Raw genomic sequence first — 14,901 nt, 5'->3', positions numbered from 1 at the left:
CTCCGCTTAGAAGATTGGAACCTGTGACCCGCCATGCTTTGGAATAGCCTTCGCACCCACCTCGCCCTTCTTGCGCTCGTCCTGGTGCCCGCGCTCGCTGGCGCGCAGGACGCGCCCAAGGTCGAACTCAAGCTCTCCAAGGCCAAAGCCGCACCCGGTGCGGAGGTCAAAGGCACGGTCGTCATCACGTTCGCGCCTGGGCTCCACGGGTATCAGAACCCCCCGTCGCAGGACTACCAACTGCCCGTCGTGGTGAAAGGCGACGCCGGAACCGTCTTCTCCTCGGTCAAGTACCCCGCGGGCCACGACGAGGAGGTGGGAGGCGAAAGGGCCAAGGTCTACTCGGGCCGAACCGAGGTCCAGGTCGTGTTCAAGGCGCCGGCCAAGGTGGGCGCGGCAAAGGTTTCGGTCGCCGTGGACTACCAGCAGTGCGACGCGAACAACTGCTTTGCGCCCGGCACCGTGAAGGCGTCGGCGCCGTTCACGGTCGAGGTGACCGAGGTGGCAGCTCCGCCAAAAGGCGGGGACACCCCTCCCAAGGGTTCCAGTCTTGGCCAACCTGACAAACCGCCCGTCTCCGACACGGCCCCGGTCAAAACCGATCCCGACACTGCGACGGTCGGAAGCGCTCCGACGCCTCCCCCGGTTCAGCCTGCCGACCCGGACCAAACGTCGGGAAATGACCCGGTGGCGCCTCCCGCGGGTTCGGTCACGGCCCCTCAACCCAGCCCCCCGCAGGAAGATCTGGCGGCAGCGCAGGCACCGGAGCCGGTGACCGAGGGCGGCCTCGCCGGTCTTCTCCAGCAGAGTTTCCGGAACAAGAACTACGTGATCTTGTTCGGCCTCCTGCTCCTGATCGGGTTGGCCGTCAACCTCACCCCGTGCGTCTACCCGCTGATCCCCGTCACGATCGGTTTCTTCTCGAACCAGGCGGGCGACAGCAAGGCTGCGCGCCTGCAACTGGGGCTGATGTACATGCTGGGTATCGCGCTGACCTACGGCCTGACCGGCGGCATCGCCGCCGCGGCGGGCGCCAGCTTTGGAGCGCTGTTCACGCAAACGTGGTTCCTGGTCTTCTTGGGCGCACTCATGATCGTGCTGGCCCTCTCGATGTTCGATCTCTATCAGCTGACCCTGCCTCCGTTCGTCACCAAACACCTCCGAGGGAGGAGCGGACCGGTGGGCGCGTTGATCATGGGGCTGCTGGTCGGCGTGGCCGCGGCACCGTGCGCCGGTCCCCTGATCGCGGCGGTCTTCACCGAGGCCGCGAAACTGCGCGACACCACGTTGGCGGTGCTCATGTTCACGACCGTGGGCCTCGGCATTGGCATTCCCTATCTCGTGCTCGGCACGGCGACCAGCGGCGCGAAGGCCCTTCCCAAGGCGGGCGGGTGGATGAAGACCGTCAAGGTGCTGCTCGGACTGATCGTCATCGGCGTGGGTCTCAACTACCTGATGCAGGCGTTTGAGAGGAACTTGCAGCCGGAGGCCGTCACCTGGATTTGGGTCGCATTCTACGTCGGGTCGGCGGTTTACCTGTTCGCCTTCGACAGGGAGAGCCCCACCCGCTTCATCCTGGGCCTCAAAGGGGCGGCGATTCTGGGGTTCGGACTCTTGGGCGGCATGGCGTGGCAGGAGGGCGTCCACTCGGCCATGCAGGCGGAGCTCTCGAGGTTGGGAGGCGGCGGCTCGCTGTCCGAGATCCAGTGGCAGCCCTTCACGTTCGAGGCGTTCGAGCAAGCCAAGAAGCAAAACAAGGTCATCGTCGTGGATGGCAGCGCCAACTGGTGCGCGGAGTGCAAGGTGATCGAGAAGAACGTCTTCGAGAAACCCGAGGCGATCCAAGCCATGAAGGACGTCATCGCCCTCCGCATCGATTGGTCCACCGGCGTCGATCCCGAGTATCAGAAACAGACGCAAAAGATGTTCGACATCGTCGGGCTTCCGCACATCGTGTTCCACAAACCGGGAGGCGAGCGCTCGGAGATCAAAACCCACCTTTCCAACGCGCAGGAGCTGAAGGACGCGCTCAGGCGGGCGGGCGCGGGGATTTGAAGACGTTCTTTGCGGGGCCGGTCGAACTGGGCGCCGGAAGGCTCGTCCTGATCGCCGGGCCGTGCATGGCGGAGTCCCAGGGCCTGTGCGACGAGGTCGCGGGACAGATGGCGGAACTCTGCCGAGAACTGGATTTCGGCTACGTGTTCAAGGCGTCCTTCGACAAGGCGAACCGTACGTCCGAGAGCTCGGAGCGCGGCCTTGGCATCGACGCGGGTCTTGCGATCCTCCGAAAGGTGGGCGCCGATCTCCGTGTGCCCACGACCACGGACCTCCACCTTCCGAACCAGGCCGCGCTCGTGGCCGAAAGCGTGGATCTTCTGCAGATCCCCGCCTTCCTCTGCCGCCAAAGCGACCTGCTCCGGGCCGCTGCCGACACGGGCAAACCGGTGAACGTGAAGAAGGGCCAGTTTTTGGCGCCCTGGGACACCAAGAACATCGTCGAAAAGCTGCGCGGCTACGGAGCCAAGGGAACGATGCTGACCGAGCGCGGAACCAGCTTTGGCTACAACACCCTCGTGGTGGACATGCCCGGACTCGAGACGATGCGCGGGTTCGGCGTTCCCGTGTGCTTCGACGCCTCGCACTCGGCCCAACGGCCTGGTGGAGCGGGAACGGCCACGGGCGGGGTGCGCGAGTCGATTCCCGCGATGGCCCGCGCCGCCGTGGCGGTGGGCATCGACGCGCTCTTCCTCGAGGTGCACCCCGACCCCGACCGCGCCCTGTCCGACGCGGCCACCCAGTGGCCGTTGGGACGTGCCCGTGAACTGCTGGAGCAGGTCAAGGCGATCGCGGACGCTCGGTCAGCGTTCTAGGTTCGCGAAATAGACCCTCTCGATCCGCTCCGCCATGTGGCCGAGCTCGTACGTGGCGCGGTGCGAAGCCAGACCCGCCGCACCGAGTCGGGCGACGAGGTCCGCATCCCCGGCCAGACGCGTCAGACACGAGGCGAGCATCGGCGAGGATCCGGGGTCGAACAAGAGCCCCGTCTCCCCGTCGACCACCACTTCGGGAAGCCCCCCGATCCTGGACGCCACCAAGGCGCGTCCCAACGACATCGCTTCGAGCGCGGCATAGGGGAACGCCTCTTCCCAGACGCTCGGCAGGACGATCGCATCCATCGCGTTCATCGCGTCGGCCACGTCGGGAACAAAGCCCCGAAAGGTCGTGCGCGGGCCTGCCTCCCGGCGCAGCGAATCCAGCTCGGGGCCCTCCCCGAACACCTCGTAGCGGACATGGTCGGGAACGCTCTGCGCTCGCAACAGCACGTCAACGCCCTTTTCTTTGACCAGCCGTCCGAACACCCCGGCGGCAAAATCTCCCTCGGCAATCCCCAGCGCCTCGCGCGCCGCCTCGCGCCCGACTTTGGGTCGAAGGGGTTCGCAGCCGGCTTTGGCCACGGTCATGCGCGACGCTGGGACCCCTGATTCGTGCAGACGCCTCTCGACGGCGTCGGAAACGGGGATGATGTGGTCGAAGAGCCTGAGGTAGCGCCGCACCTTGGACGGGCTCCACGGCAAGGCGACGTGCCGGGTCATGACCACCAGGGGAACTCGCTGCAGTCTCGCCGCGAGCGCGGGCACGATGAAGTCGGGACTGAAATGGATGTGCGCGACGTCGTACCGCCCCTTCCGAAACAGGCGGACAAAGCCCCCGATTCGGTCGAATCGGAATTGTCCCCGGAGCGCGGAGGGCCGCACCGCGACGGTCGCGCGTTGCGCCAAAGGCGATTCCGCAGGGCACCAGACGTCGACGTCGTGTCCCCGCGCGGCCAGGCCCTGCGAGAGGTACGCCACATACCGCTCGATCCCTCCCCAATCGAAGAGCGAGCTTCCCACTTGGGCGATCTTCAAACGGTCGGAAGGTGCCGGTCGAGCCAACGCCGCCCTCCTTCGACCATGCGGGGGTCCCAGTCGTGGCCGATGTCCAGCCGGACCAGCTCCTTCTCGCCTGGGAGCGCGTGGTAGATCGCCTCGACGTTCTCCGGCCGCGCCGCGGGGTCCTTCTCACCCAGGGTGACGCGGGTTGGGACACGGCACCTCGTGGCTTGGTTCATCGTATCGAAGTAGCTCAACGTGTTCAGCACGCGTTCGGCACCGAGCGGGACCGACTCGCCATAGTCCACCAGCTCCTTCATTGGATACCGGTGGGCGTTGCGGGTCAAAGCGGCCCCCATCGCCCCAAGGAAGGGCATGTCGGCCACCACAGCCTTGACGAAGGGCAACCACGCCCCAAGCCAAATCGCCATGCCGCCGCCTTGGCTCATCCCCATCGCCCCGATGCGATCCTCGTCCACCTCGATTTGGGCTTGCAGCACGCGGGCCGCGATCATCGCATCCTGGGCCATGCTCCGGAAAACGAAGGACTCGGGGTCGTCCGCGCCCTCTGCGAAATAGCCGCGGGACGGGATGTAGGCCTCCTGGTGGAACGCGCTGTGCCCGAAGAAGTTGAAGCTGAGGCTCGCGTAGCCTGGCCGTGTTCCATAGCTGTTCGGCAAGAGCGATTCCCGCCCGTAGGGGGGAATCCACAGGAATGCCGGAGCGCGGCGCACGTGCTCGGGATACGCGAACCAGCCATGCAGTCGCGATCCTGCGATGCCTCGGAAGTCGAAGGGCTCCACCAGCAGACCGGGGGCGGGGGATTCCGGTTGCAGACTGCGGTGGAAGTCGAGCGGGGCGGCGCGCGCCGCGTCGGCCACTTCCTGCCAGAACCCGTCGAAATCCTCGGGGACGTACGGTTCGAAGAGGCTCATGCCCCGACGGCGCGTTGCTGGGCCTCCACGTGCAAGCCCGTCGTCATCAGCCAGGAGGTGGCGCGTTGAATCTCCTCGACCGGCCCCTCCAGCTCGATTTGCGCCCAGCCATAGTCGGCGTCGATGTTGGCCTTCTTGATCGTGACTCGGACCTCGAACTCTCGTGAGAGCCGCCACATCCAGGGTTCCCCAACCGTTTCTTTTCCAGCCGTGATGTTCACATCGACAATCGCCATGCTTGCGCTTCCTCTCCCTGCCTCGTCGGTTCGATTCTACCTTCGCCGAACACGCTCCTCCCCACAGGGCTTCCAACCTCGGGTTGCGGTCCCGGTACCATGGACTCTGTGGAGCCGTTCTGGTTGGTCGACGCGTTCGCGGAGGCCCCCTTCGAGGGCAACTGCGCCGGTGTGTGCGTCTTGCGCAAAGGGCGGGACGCTTCATGGATGCAGCACGTCGCCAACGAGCTGAACCAAGCGGAAACCGCGTTCCTGAGGCCGCGTCGGGACAAACAGTGGAACCTTCGCTGGTTCACGCCCACGGTCGAGGTGGATCTGTGCGGCCATGCGACCCTCGCAGCCGCCCACGTCCTTTCGGTTGCCGGACACGTGCCGTGGGGCGAGGAGATCGTGTTCCACACGCTCAGCGGCAAGCACAAAGCGTGGTCGGAGAAGAAGGGCGCCACGCTGGACTTCCCTGCCGAGCCGCCCCGTTCTTACCGGCTGCCGAACGCAGAGACGTTGGTCCACGCCAAGCCGACCTGGATTGGGAAGAACCGGCTGGATGTGCTCATTCAGTTGGAGAGCGAAGACGCCGTGCGACGGATGGACCCCGATTTGCCAGAGATCGCGAAGCTCGACGCCAGAGGGCTCATCGTCACCGCAAAATCCTCCGACCCGACGATCGACTTCGTCTCACGCTACTTCGCCCCTGCGTGCGGTGTGGATGAAGACCAGGTGACCGGCTCCGCTCACTGCGCGCTCGCCCCCTTCTGGGGAGAGCGGCTCGGTCGGACCGAGCTCCACGGCTACCAAGCTTCGCGCCGGGGAGGGCTCGTGAAGATGCGTCTGGAAGGGCCGCGCGTCTTCTTGCGCGGCGGAGTCGTGGTCGTTGCGACCGGGAAGCTGCAGACATGAGCACGATCGTCTATCGGGAAGCGAGGTTCCCCGACGACCTGCGAGCCGTTCGAGACCTTTTCAACGAGTACGCGGCCGCGATTGGCTTGAACTTCTGCTTCCAGGGGTTTGACGAGGAGTTGGCGGGTCTGCCCGGCAAGTACGCCCCGCCGGACGGCTCGCTCTGGCTAGCCGCGACGACCGATGCGTTCGCGGGCTGTGTCGCGATGAGGCCCCTCGAGCCCGGAGTCTGCGAATTGAAGCGCCTCTATGTCCGGACAGAGGCCCGCGGCTCCGGGATCGGACGCGTTCTGGCGAACCGGGTCATCGAGGATGCGCGCTCTGCGGGCTATCGCGTGATGCGCCTGGACACGCTCGCCTCCATGGACGCTGCACGGTCGCTGTACCGAAGTCTCGAGTTCGTCGAGCGGACGCCTTACTACGACAACCCCATTCCCAACGTGGTCTTCATGGAGCGCGACCTCTAAGCCCGTGCGGCGGCTACTTGAAGAAGTCGAAGCTCTGCAGCTTGTCTCGAACCGACTGCAGGAATCTGCCCGCAAGGAGCCCGTCCACGATGCGGTGGTCGTACGTGAGGACGAGGTACATCATGGGGCGGATGCCGATCATCCCGTCCCGCACGACCACTTCCTGGCGGATCGCATAGGTGCCCAGGATCCCCGCCTGCGGCGCGTTGATCATCGGCGTCCCGAACAGCGCGCCGTAACTGCCGGGGTTGGTGAGGGTGAACGTCCCGCCTTGAACGTCGTCGGGTTTCAACCCGTTGTTGCGCGCCTTGTCGGCGATGCTGTCCAACTCCTTTGCGATTTCGACCAGCGACTTCTTGTGCGTGTCTCGAAGCACGGGCACGATCAGTCCCTGGTCGCCCTTTTGGCCCAACGAAACGGCGACTCCCATCGTCACGCCGCGGTGCATCACGATCTTGTCGTCTTCCTGGAGGGACGCGTTGACCAGCGGGAACTCTTGCAGAGCCTCGGTGACGGCCTTGATGAAGAACGGGGTGTACGTGAGCTTCAGGCCGTATTGGTTGAGGAATGACTCCTTGTTGTGAGCCCGAAACTCGACCATCCGGCTCACGTCGACATCGATCGTCGTGCTCACGGTGGGCACTTGGGAACTGCGGGTCAACGCGTCGGCGATCATCTTTCGCATTCCCGCGAGCTTCACAACCTCCTGGTCCGGCCCGACCGCCGCCGGCTGCGGGCCGGCGGGAGCAGGAGCGCCCTCTCGCGACTCGAGGTAGGCCTCGACGTCCCGACGGGTGACGCGGCCTCCCGCACCAGATCCGGAAATGGTGGAGAGAGTGGCGTCGTCGAGGCCATGCTCCTTCGCAATCGAGCGAACCACCGGCGTGAACCAGGTGCGTTCGCTCTCGGCCGCCGCCGGCTCGGCCCTGGGTTCCGCCTTCGGCGCCTCCGCAGGCTTCTCCTTGGTCTTGCCTGCCGTTTCCTTCGCCGGGGCCGTCTTCGCCGCCGAGCCTGTCTCGTCGATGATCCCCATCGCCGCGAAGACCTTGACCAGCTCACCCTCTTGAATGAGGATCTTGGAAAGCACTCCGCTGGCGGGCGCGGGCAGCTCCGTGTTGACTTTGTCGGTCATGATCTCCACGACCGGCTCGTCTTCCTTGACCGCCTCCCCCTCCTTCTTGAGCCACCGGCTCACGGTCCCTTCGTGCACGGACTCGCCCAGTTCGGGCATGAGGATCTCCACAGGCATGGGGGGATTCTACCGAACCTGGGAGGGCCTCAAGAAGCCTCCCGCTCCGCCGCCTGGGCCACGTCGAGGGCCAGGATCGCGAGCGTATCGTCGGCCCTCAGGCGTCTCGTGAAGACGCTGAGCGGCATGCGGACCCGGATCCCGATCCGAATCTCCTCCTCCATGCGTTGCAGCGCCTGGTCCGAGTGGGCGAAGAACCGGGCGAGCGACCATCCGCCAAAGAGGCTGAGCTGGACGGTGGCGTCGTGTTCGTCCCTCAGGAACGCGCGAAGGGCCTTCGCTCCTTGACCCGTCCCGGTCGTTCCCGAGGCGTCCACCACGCTCCTTGCGACCGCCCACAGAGCATGCCGAAAGTGCTCCATAGGTGGATCATGGCCGAGCGGAGCGCTTCTGGGCAACCCAGCAGGCTTTCATAATGCCTGGCATGGGGGATTCGAGGAAGGTCGTGATCGTGGGGGCAGGCTTCGGAGGCCTCACGTTGGCGAAGGCGCTTTGCGGCGAGGCTTTCGAGGTCACGGTCGTGGACCGGACGAACCACCATCTCTTCCAGCCCTTGCTCTACCAGGTCGCCACCGCGGGCCTCTCGCCCGCGAGCATCGCGGCTCCCATTCGCTCGATCCTGAGGCGATGCAAGAACACGAGGGTTCTCATGGCCGAGGTGGTCGACGTGGACGTCCCAGGCCGACGCGTACTCCTCGCCGATGGTTCGCACCTTCCCTACGACTCCCTCGTCCTTGCCACAGGCGCGTCCCACAGCTACTTCGGCCATCCCGAATGGGAGCGCGACGCCCCGGGCTTGAAGACCGTCGAGGACGCAACGGAGATGCGGCGCCGGATCCTCACGGCGTTCGAACGCGCCGAGCGGTGCGAGGATCCTGCACAAAGAGAGGCCCTGCTGACCTTCGCGATCGTCGGCGGGGGGCCAACGGGAGTCGAGTTGGCCGGTTCGATCGGAGAACTCGCCAAGCGGGTCCTCGCACGAGATTTCCGGCGCATCGACCCCACCCGGGCGAAGATCCTCTTGCTGGAAGGCGGCGATCGCATTCTGGCGACGTTTTCGAAGGACCTGGCCGAGCGAGCGGTGCGGGATCTGAGAAGACTCGGGGTCGAGGTCCGCACCTCGACAAGGGTGGAGAAAGTGACGCCAGAAGGGGTCGAGACCACCCAGGGGCCCGTGGCCGCAGCCACCGTCCTCTGGGCTGCGGGAGTCGAGGCGTCGCCAGCAGCGCGATGGCTTTGCGTCGAACCCGATCGGGCCGGCCGCGTGCCGGTCGGTCCGACGTTGGAGCCCGCGGCGGACACCGACCTGTTCGTGATCGGCGACACGGCAAGGTGCGAGGGCGAAGACGGCGTCCCGCTCCCCGGCGTGGCGCCGGTCGCCATGCAGCAGGCGAGGCACGTCGCGAAGTTGTTGCGCAGCCGCGCAGGCCTTGGGAGGGACCCAGGCCCGTTCCATTACGTCGACAAGGGCAACTTGGCGACGGTGGGACGCTCCTCCGCCGTTCTGGAGTGGGGGCGCTGGAAGCTCGGCGGGGCGCTGGCATGGCTCCTCTGGCTGGCGATCCACATCGTCTATCTGATCGGTTTCCGGAACCGAATCGTGGTGTTGGTGGAGTGGGCCTGGGCGTACGCGACCTACGAACGGGGCGCCCGCCTCATCACGCGTCCCGGTCAGTAATCCACAGGGCGCAGATAGTAGTCCCCGATCGAGCTGGTACTGAGCATCGCGACGGTCGGGAGTCGGCGTTTCCAGTGGGTCGCGTCCACTTTGGACCGCACCAGTTCGACTTCGCGCGGGTCGAATCCCTGGCGCACGAGCGCCGCCGGCTTCCTTCCCTGCACGAGCTGCACGAGAATGCGGTCGGCGCGCGGGTAGGAGATGCCGAAATCGCCCTCGTCGGTCTGTCCCTGGATCAGGTCGGCGGTTGCCGGCTTCTCAACGATGATTTCCGGGACGCCGGCGGCGCGTGCAAGCGCCCACACCTGCGTCTTGAAGAGATCGCCCAGCGGGTTGATGGGAGGCGCGTCGTCCGCATGCCACGTGTAGTAGCCAAAGAGGCGCTCGGTCTTGTTTCCGGTTCCGATGGGAAGCGCACCCATCTCGGCGGACTGGTCGAACAGGACGATCATCCGGGCCCGCGCGCACACGTTGCCGAGCCTGGCCGGCGTGAGGTCGGGCTGCGTGGCGGCGTAACCGTCGACCATCGGGCTGATGTCGATCGTTCGCTCGTGGATTCCCAAGGCCTTCACGACGAGCCGGGCGTGCTCGAGACTCTCGCCCGACGAGAGTTTGTAGGGCATCCGATACGCCCAGACGTTCTCGGGTCCGAAGGCGCGGGCGCAGAGGGTGGCCGCGAGCGCGGAGTCCACCCCGCCCGAGAGCCCGAGGACGGCGCGCGGGACGCCGCGGCGGACGATGCACTCGTGCCGCAGGAAGCGCACGAGCCAGTCGAGCGTGAGCGACTCGTTGAGCTGCAGCAACGCATCGGATTCGGGATCGGGCGCCGAGGCTCGGAACACCGGGACCTGCATGGTCGAATCTTACTTGGGGGCCAACCGGGTTTGCCGGGCCCAAAGTCCCCGAGTTGGAGCCAGGCGCGACATCGCGCCGACAATTGCTGTAGATTAGCCTTAAGGTCGCCGCAGAAGACTGTCCGCGGAAACCTTGGAGCAACCATGTCGGGAAGCATCAAACTGGGTCTGTACATCATCGCAGGCGTCTTTGCGGCGTTCTTCGCGGTCAAGATCGTTCTTGGACTTCTCGCCGGGCTCTTGCAGATCTTGATTCCCATCGCGATCATCGGTGGAATCGGCCTGATCCTCTACGGCTTGATCACGCGCAAAAGCCTCGGTGGCGGAAGCGGCCGCAGCCTTCCCTAACCCACGCCCCGCGGCGCGTGAAACGCTAAACTGGCGGCATGTGGTTCGTCGCCCTCGCCCTGTTTCTGCACCAGCCGTCCTACACCGTGACGAGGGACGACTACGGCGTCCCGCACGTGCGGGCCTCGACGTGGGAGCAGGCGTTTGAGGGCGCGGGCTACGCGACCGCCGAGGATCGCCTCTGGCAGATGGAGAACAGCCGCCGCCTGGCGCGCGGGACTCTGGCGGAGGTATTCGGGCCCGAAGTGGCCGCCTCGGACCGCGAGGTCCTCCGGACGGGCTACACCGTTGCCCAAATCGAAGCGCAGCTTGCCGGGTTGGATGCTCGCTCGCGGGCGGCCTTCGAGGCGTACGCGCTCGGAGTGAACGCCTACATCGAGAAGGCGCGCCAATCCAAGACGTTGCCCCCCGGCTACGCCGCGGCGGGCTTCGAGCCCCAACCGTGGACCGCTCTGGACTCTGCGGCCATCGCGATTCGGCTCGGCCAACTGTTTGGTTCGGGCGGCGCAGGGGAGCTTCGCAACTTGGCCCTCGTCGAATATCTGAAAGGGCGTCCGGTCAAGGACCGGCTGCCCGACGTCCTCGACGATTTGCTGTGGCAGAACGACCCACGCTCGATCCCCACCGTCGCCCCTTCGGACGATCCGCTGTCGACGCACCCCGCGTTTCCCACGGCCACCCGGGCGGAAACGGAGCACCATCTCGCCGCCCTGCCCAAAGTTTCGTTGCTCGAGCTGCTCCCGGCGATCCGCACGGCATCGCTGGAGGACTCCCGAATCGTGGCGGAAACGCGGAACGTGCCCTTCAAGACGGGCAGCTACGCGGTGGTCGTGTCGAAGGGGCGTTCCCGACTCGGCGTTCCCCTCCTGCTGTCCGCGCCCCAAATGGGCTTTCGCGTGCCCTCGGTCGTCCACGAGATGTCGCTCGACGCCGAGGGCGTGCACGTCGTCGGGATGGACGTGCCGGGCGTGCCGGGGGTGATCATCGGCCACACCAAGGACCTCGCGTGGGGTCTGACCAGCGGGGTGGCCGACACCGACGACATCTTCTTCGCGCCGATCGAGGGCGGTTCGTATCGGGTCGATGGGAAGTTGAAACCCATACGGAGTGAGAACCGGGCGCTTGCGGTCAAAGGCGAGAAACCGGAGTCCGTGGTGGCGAAATCCACCGAGGACGGACCCGTGCTGCTGGCCACCCGATCGACCGTGTTCGTCCGGCGGTCCGGTTTTGCCGATCGCGAGCTGCAGGGCTTCGCGGCGCTTTACGACCTCTACTCGGCCAAGGAGCCAAGCGACGTCAAGGCCGTCGCCGCACGGATCCCGCTCACGTTCAACCTCTTCTATGCCACCACCTCCGGGCACATCGGCTACCACTACTGCGGCCGGGTTCCGTTGCGCGCGCCCGGTTGGGACCCGCGTTTTCCCATGCCCCTTTCGCAGGATACGGCGTGGAGGGGTTTCGTGCCGCCGGGGCAGATGCCGCTCGTCGTCGATCCCCGAGAAGGGCTGATCGCCAACTGGAACAACAAACCTGCGGCATGGTGGCCGAATTTCGACACACCGGCATGGGGTCGCATCTTCCGCAACTCGGCCCTCCTCCACCAACTCACGGCAGAGTCGCTGGCTCCCGTGGATCTGGAGATGGCCGCGTGGTGGATCGCGCGCACCGAGGAGACCGCGGAGTACCTCATGCCCGCGTTTCGACACGCCCTGCAGGGCGCGGCGTGGTCCAGCGAGACGGAACGACAGGCCGCACAGATGCTGATCGCCTACGAGGGGAAGGCAGTCGCGGGATCGCACGGTGCCAGCCTCTACCTGCGAACCCTCGACGCCGTCCGCGCGGAGTTGTTCAGCGCGCCGATGGGGAGCTTCCTCTCGCCAGACCTCTTTCGAACGGCGCTCCAACCCTCCTTGATCCTCAACGCGCTCGAAGGCGAGACAAACATCGACTACCTCGCCGGTCGCACCGCCGACCAACTCATCGTTGCCGCCTTTCGAAAAGCGGTCGAGCGGATGGTGTCCGAGCGCGGCGAGAATCCTGGCACGTGGGCGTACACGCCGGGGACCATCCCCGTGGTCGAAGGCGTGCCTATTCCCTACTCGAACCGAGGGACGTACATCCAACTGGTCGAGCTTTGGAAGACGCCCGCGGGCCGCAACGTCCTGACTCCCGGGGTCGCCGAGTCCGGAGCGCATGCCAGCGACCAAGAGCCGCTGGCGCGGGCCTGGATGTACAAACGCATGCGGTGGGCGCCCTAGCTGCGCCGCAGGCGGCCTGCCACGCGCTGGACCGATGGTTCCAGACAGACGTCTTCCGTGCACGCCTGGTAGCGCACGACGACCTCGAACGAGTCCTGTCCGGAAACCTGGAGCGTTACGGGAAGCTCCAACTCGCCATCCCAACCCAGCTCCGCGTCCTCGGGGAATCCGACCGTGGCGTCCAACCCCTCGAACTCCACGCTCGTCGGGATCAGCCACTTGGCGGGTGGCCGGCGGGAGTTGATGTGATGGCCGGGAGCGATGGTGATTAGGATCCGACCTCGGGCCACGTCGCCCTCAACCGCCCATGCCTCTGGTTCCAGGCGGATCTGAACCGGTTCCTGGAAGCCCGCGAACCCGGGCTGTGCAATCAGGGGCATGGTGGCCCGGAGCAGCGCCTCGGTGGCTTGGGGGGCGTGGGCCATCCAACCGGCGAGGGACCGCACGGCGCGCTCCGCGGCATCTTGGCGTCCCGCACGCAGCAGGCACTCGACGGCCACGGCGTTTCCGCTGGGAGCGGGCTGGTCGAACACGGGTTTGGTGCGGCCCAGGAGCCGCTCGTGGTGCACTCCGGTGGCGAAGAAGCCGCCCTCCGGGTCTTCAAACTCCGAGACCATTTTCGCGACGATCCGCTTTGCGAGTGCGGACCAGCGCGGATCGCCCGTCGCTTCTGCGACGCGGAAGAATCCTTGGGCGGCAAAGGCGTGATCGTCGAGGTAACCCAGCGTCGAGGGTCGCTGCGTGGAGACGACTCTGGGCACTCCGCCGTCGGTCTCCACGACACCCTCCAGCACCTCGGCCAACCGCAGAGCCGGATCCAGGAATCCCATGCGTGCGAGCGCTCCCATCGCAAGGGCGTTCCAACCGACGACGGCCTTGTCGTCCAGCGCGGGAGGGGGCCTCTCGGCCCGCACCTCGAGGAGGCGTCCCAGGTCCGCGTCGAAGGGCGCGGCATTCAGCACACCGTGGGGGATGTTCGCGCCCGTGCGCTCGCCCGTCGCTTCGTCCGCGAAGTTCCCGTCCTGTTCGAAACCGAACGCGGAGAGGAACGCGGCCGCCCGATCGCCCAGCGCGGACCGGACCTCGTCCTCCGTCCACACGTAGTAACGCCCCTCCTCTCCTTCCGAGTCCGCGTCGAGCGCGGACCCGTAAAGCCCTCCGGGCAGGCGCAGTTCGCGCTCCATCCATGCGACGAGCCGGGCCGCGGTGCGGCGGTACACCTCGGTCTCGCCCGTCCCCGACTCAGCAGCCTCGCCAAGGTTGACCAGCATCAGCGCATTGTCGACGAGCATCTTCTCGAAGTGCGGAAGCAGCCACGCCGCGTCGGTCGAATACCGGTGGAAGCCGCCTCCCACCTGGTCGTGGATGCCCCCGCGGATCATCTGGACGAGCGTCGCGTGCGCCATCGAGGCCGCCGTGCTCCGCATCTCCTCTGCCCCCGCGCGCCGGGCGCAGGCCATCAGAAGCGCGATGGCGGTGTGGGGTGGAAACTTCGGCGTGTCCCCAAAGCCGCCAAAGCGGTTGTCGAAGTCATGGGCGAGGGCGGCCACCGCCTGGTCGGGCAATTGGGAGAGTCCGACGTCCGAGGCGGGAGCCTGCCGGGCCTGGACCCTTGCGATCGCCTCGCTGAACTCCTCCGCGGCCGCTTCGAGGGCATCCCGTTCCGTACGCCAAGCTTCCTCGACCCGGAGGCAGAGGGCTTGGAAGCCGGGGTGGCCGCCGCGAGGCTCCTTGGGAACGTAGGTGGCCGCCAGGAACGGCTTGCGGGAGGGTGTGAGGAACACGCTCATGGGCCACCCTCCCCGTCCCGTGGCCAACTGGACGGCCAGCATGTAGGCCTCATCCACGTCCGGACGCTCCTCGCGATCCACCTTGACGCACACGAAGTGCTCGTTCAGGACGCGGGCGACGTCCGGGTCCTCGAAGGACTCGTGCGCCATCACGTGGCACCAGTGGCAAGAGGCGTAACCGACGCTGAGGAAGACGGGGCAGTCCCGCCGGGCGGCCTCTTCGAAAGCCTCCTCTCCCCACGCGTGCCATGCGATCGGGTTGGACGCGTGCTGACGCAGATAGAGGGACGTCGAGGCGGCCAAGCGGTTGCCCATCC

The 14,901-nt window shown here is 66.4% G+C and carries 14 protein-coding genes; 7 read left to right on the top strand and 7 right to left on the bottom strand.

The genetic code is table 11. From position 1 onward, the window contains the following. Window positions 1-33 precede the first annotated feature (33 nt). Together M9921_00805 and kdsA are read left to right on the top strand one after the other, a co-directional pair. Window positions 34-2,055, top strand: a complete 2,022-nt coding sequence (locus M9921_00805; GenBank protein MCO5295374.1) for a thioredoxin family protein — start codon at window positions 34-36, stop codon at window positions 2,053-2,055. After that, window positions 2,052-2,870 carry a 3-deoxy-8-phosphooctulonate synthase gene (gene kdsA / locus M9921_00800; protein ID MCO5295373.1) on the top strand — a complete coding sequence of 273 codons (819 nt, stop codon included), beginning with the start codon at window positions 2,052-2,054 and terminating at the stop codon, window positions 2,868-2,870. Before M9921_00805 ends, kdsA begins: the two co-directional genes overlap by 4 nt. Here kdsA and M9921_00795 read toward each other — a convergent pair. The 3 genes from M9921_00795 to M9921_00785 are packed head-to-tail and all read right to left on the bottom strand — an operon-like array spanning window position 2,859 to window position 5,043. Next, complete coding sequence (locus M9921_00795; protein MCO5295372.1) at window positions 2,859-3,935, bottom strand: glycosyltransferase family 4 protein; 1,077 nt, start codon at window positions 3,933-3,935, stop codon at window positions 2,859-2,861. The genes kdsA and M9921_00795 overlap by 12 nt on opposite strands. After that, window positions 3,905-4,807 carry an acetylxylan esterase gene (locus tag M9921_00790; GenBank protein MCO5295371.1) on the bottom strand — a complete coding sequence of 301 codons (903 nt, stop codon included), beginning with the start codon at window positions 4,805-4,807 and terminating at the stop codon, window positions 3,905-3,907. The genes M9921_00795 and M9921_00790 overlap by 31 nt, the downstream gene beginning before the upstream one ends. Beyond that, window positions 4,804-5,043 (bottom strand): NIL domain-containing protein, encoded by a 240-nt coding sequence (locus tag M9921_00785; protein ID MCO5295370.1) that lies wholly within the window; start codon window positions 5,041-5,043, stop codon window positions 4,804-4,806. The genes M9921_00790 and M9921_00785 overlap by 4 nt, the downstream gene beginning before the upstream one ends. 108 nt (window positions 5,044-5,151) lie before the next feature. On the opposite strand from M9921_00785, the gene M9921_00780 reads away from it, so the two are divergent. Beyond that, window positions 5,152-5,940 (top strand): PhzF family phenazine biosynthesis protein, encoded by a 789-nt coding sequence (locus tag M9921_00780; GenBank protein ID MCO5295369.1) that lies wholly within the window; start codon window positions 5,152-5,154, stop codon window positions 5,938-5,940. Continuing rightward, window positions 5,937-6,407 carry a GNAT family N-acetyltransferase gene (locus M9921_00775; protein ID MCO5295368.1) on the top strand — a complete coding sequence of 157 codons (471 nt, stop codon included), beginning with the start codon at window positions 5,937-5,939 and terminating at the stop codon, window positions 6,405-6,407. The genes M9921_00780 and M9921_00775 overlap by 4 nt, the downstream gene beginning before the upstream one ends. 13 nt (window positions 6,408-6,420) lie before the next feature. Here M9921_00775 and M9921_00770 read toward each other — a convergent pair whose 3' ends face one another. Both M9921_00770 and M9921_00765 read right to left on the bottom strand, forming a co-directional pair. After that, window positions 6,421-7,656: a 2-oxo acid dehydrogenase subunit E2 gene (locus M9921_00770; GenBank protein ID MCO5295367.1), complete on the bottom strand. Its 1,236-nt coding sequence runs from the start codon at window positions 7,654-7,656 to the stop codon at window positions 6,421-6,423. Window positions 7,657-7,685: 29 nt separating this feature from the next. Further along, window positions 7,686-8,018, bottom strand: coding sequence for a hypothetical protein (locus tag M9921_00765; protein MCO5295366.1), 333 nt, complete (start codon window positions 8,016-8,018; stop codon window positions 7,686-7,688). Between the two features lie 62 nt (window positions 8,019-8,080). On the opposite strand from M9921_00765, the gene M9921_00760 reads away from it, so the two are divergent. Next, a complete protein-coding gene (locus M9921_00760; protein MCO5295365.1) occupies window positions 8,081-9,334 on the top strand; it encodes an NAD(P)/FAD-dependent oxidoreductase in 1,254 nt (417 codons plus the stop codon). On the opposite strand, the gene M9921_00755 is transcribed toward M9921_00760, so the two are convergent. Continuing rightward, window positions 9,328-10,188: an NAD+ synthase gene (locus M9921_00755; protein ID MCO5295364.1), complete on the bottom strand. Its 861-nt coding sequence runs from the start codon at window positions 10,186-10,188 to the stop codon at window positions 9,328-9,330. The two genes, M9921_00760 and M9921_00755, sit on opposite strands and share 7 nt — an antisense overlap. A 144-nt stretch (window positions 10,189-10,332) precedes the next feature. Here M9921_00755 and M9921_00750 point away from each other — a divergent pair, with 144 nt between their 5' ends. Continuing rightward, window positions 10,333-10,536, top strand: a complete 204-nt coding sequence (locus M9921_00750; GenBank protein ID MCO5295363.1) for a hypothetical protein — start codon at window positions 10,333-10,335, stop codon at window positions 10,534-10,536. Window positions 10,537-10,574: 38 nt separating this feature from the next. Then, window positions 10,575-12,794: a penicillin acylase family protein gene (locus M9921_00745; GenBank protein ID MCO5295362.1), complete on the top strand. Its 2,220-nt coding sequence runs from the start codon at window positions 10,575-10,577 to the stop codon at window positions 12,792-12,794. Here M9921_00745 and M9921_00740 read toward each other — a convergent pair. After that, window positions 12,791-14,899 (bottom strand): DUF255 domain-containing protein, encoded by a 2,109-nt coding sequence (locus tag M9921_00740; GenBank protein ID MCO5295361.1) that lies wholly within the window; start codon window positions 14,897-14,899, stop codon window positions 12,791-12,793. The two genes, M9921_00745 and M9921_00740, sit on opposite strands and share 4 nt — an antisense overlap. Window positions 14,900-14,901 lie beyond the last annotated feature (2 nt).

The organism is Fimbriimonadaceae bacterium, assembly GCA_023957775.1.
Classification (GTDB): Bacteria; Armatimonadota; Fimbriimonadia; order Fimbriimonadales; family Fimbriimonadaceae; genus JAMLGR01.
The sequence above is the reverse complement of the archived record's forward strand: the minus strand, read 5'-3'. Positions and strand labels throughout refer to the sequence as shown.

Excerpts from the sequence above, each read along its gene's own strand:
- M9921_00770 (MCO5295367.1), bottom strand. The coding sequence starts at position 7,656 with ATGCCTGTGGAGATCCTCATGCCCGAACTGGGCGAGTCCGTGCACGAA.
- M9921_00755 (MCO5295364.1), bottom strand. The coding sequence starts at position 10,188 with ATGCAGGTCCCGGTGTTCCGAGCCTCGGCGCCCGATCCCGAATCCGAT.
- M9921_00740 (MCO5295361.1), bottom strand. The coding sequence starts at position 14,899 with ATGGGCAACCGCTTGGCCGCCTCGACGTCCCTCTATCTGCGTCAGCAC.
- M9921_00750 (MCO5295363.1), top strand. The coding sequence starts at position 10,333 with ATGTCGGGAAGCATCAAACTGGGTCTGTACATCATCGCAGGCGTCTTT.
- M9921_00790 (MCO5295371.1), bottom strand. The coding sequence starts at position 4,807 with ATGAGCCTCTTCGAACCGTACGTCCCCGAGGATTTCGACGGGTTCTGG.
- M9921_00745 (MCO5295362.1), top strand. The coding sequence starts at position 10,575 with ATGTGGTTCGTCGCCCTCGCCCTGTTTCTGCACCAGCCGTCCTACACC.
- M9921_00760 (MCO5295365.1), top strand. The coding sequence starts at position 8,081 with ATGGGGGATTCGAGGAAGGTCGTGATCGTGGGGGCAGGCTTCGGAGGC.
- M9921_00785 (MCO5295370.1), bottom strand. The coding sequence starts at position 5,043 with ATGGCGATTGTCGATGTGAACATCACGGCTGGAAAAGAAACGGTTGGG.
- M9921_00805 (MCO5295374.1), top strand. The coding sequence starts at position 34 with ATGCTTTGGAATAGCCTTCGCACCCACCTCGCCCTTCTTGCGCTCGTC.
- M9921_00775 (MCO5295368.1), top strand. The coding sequence starts at position 5,937 with ATGAGCACGATCGTCTATCGGGAAGCGAGGTTCCCCGACGACCTGCGA.
- M9921_00765 (MCO5295366.1), bottom strand. The coding sequence starts at position 8,018 with ATGGAGCACTTTCGGCATGCTCTGTGGGCGGTCGCAAGGAGCGTGGTG.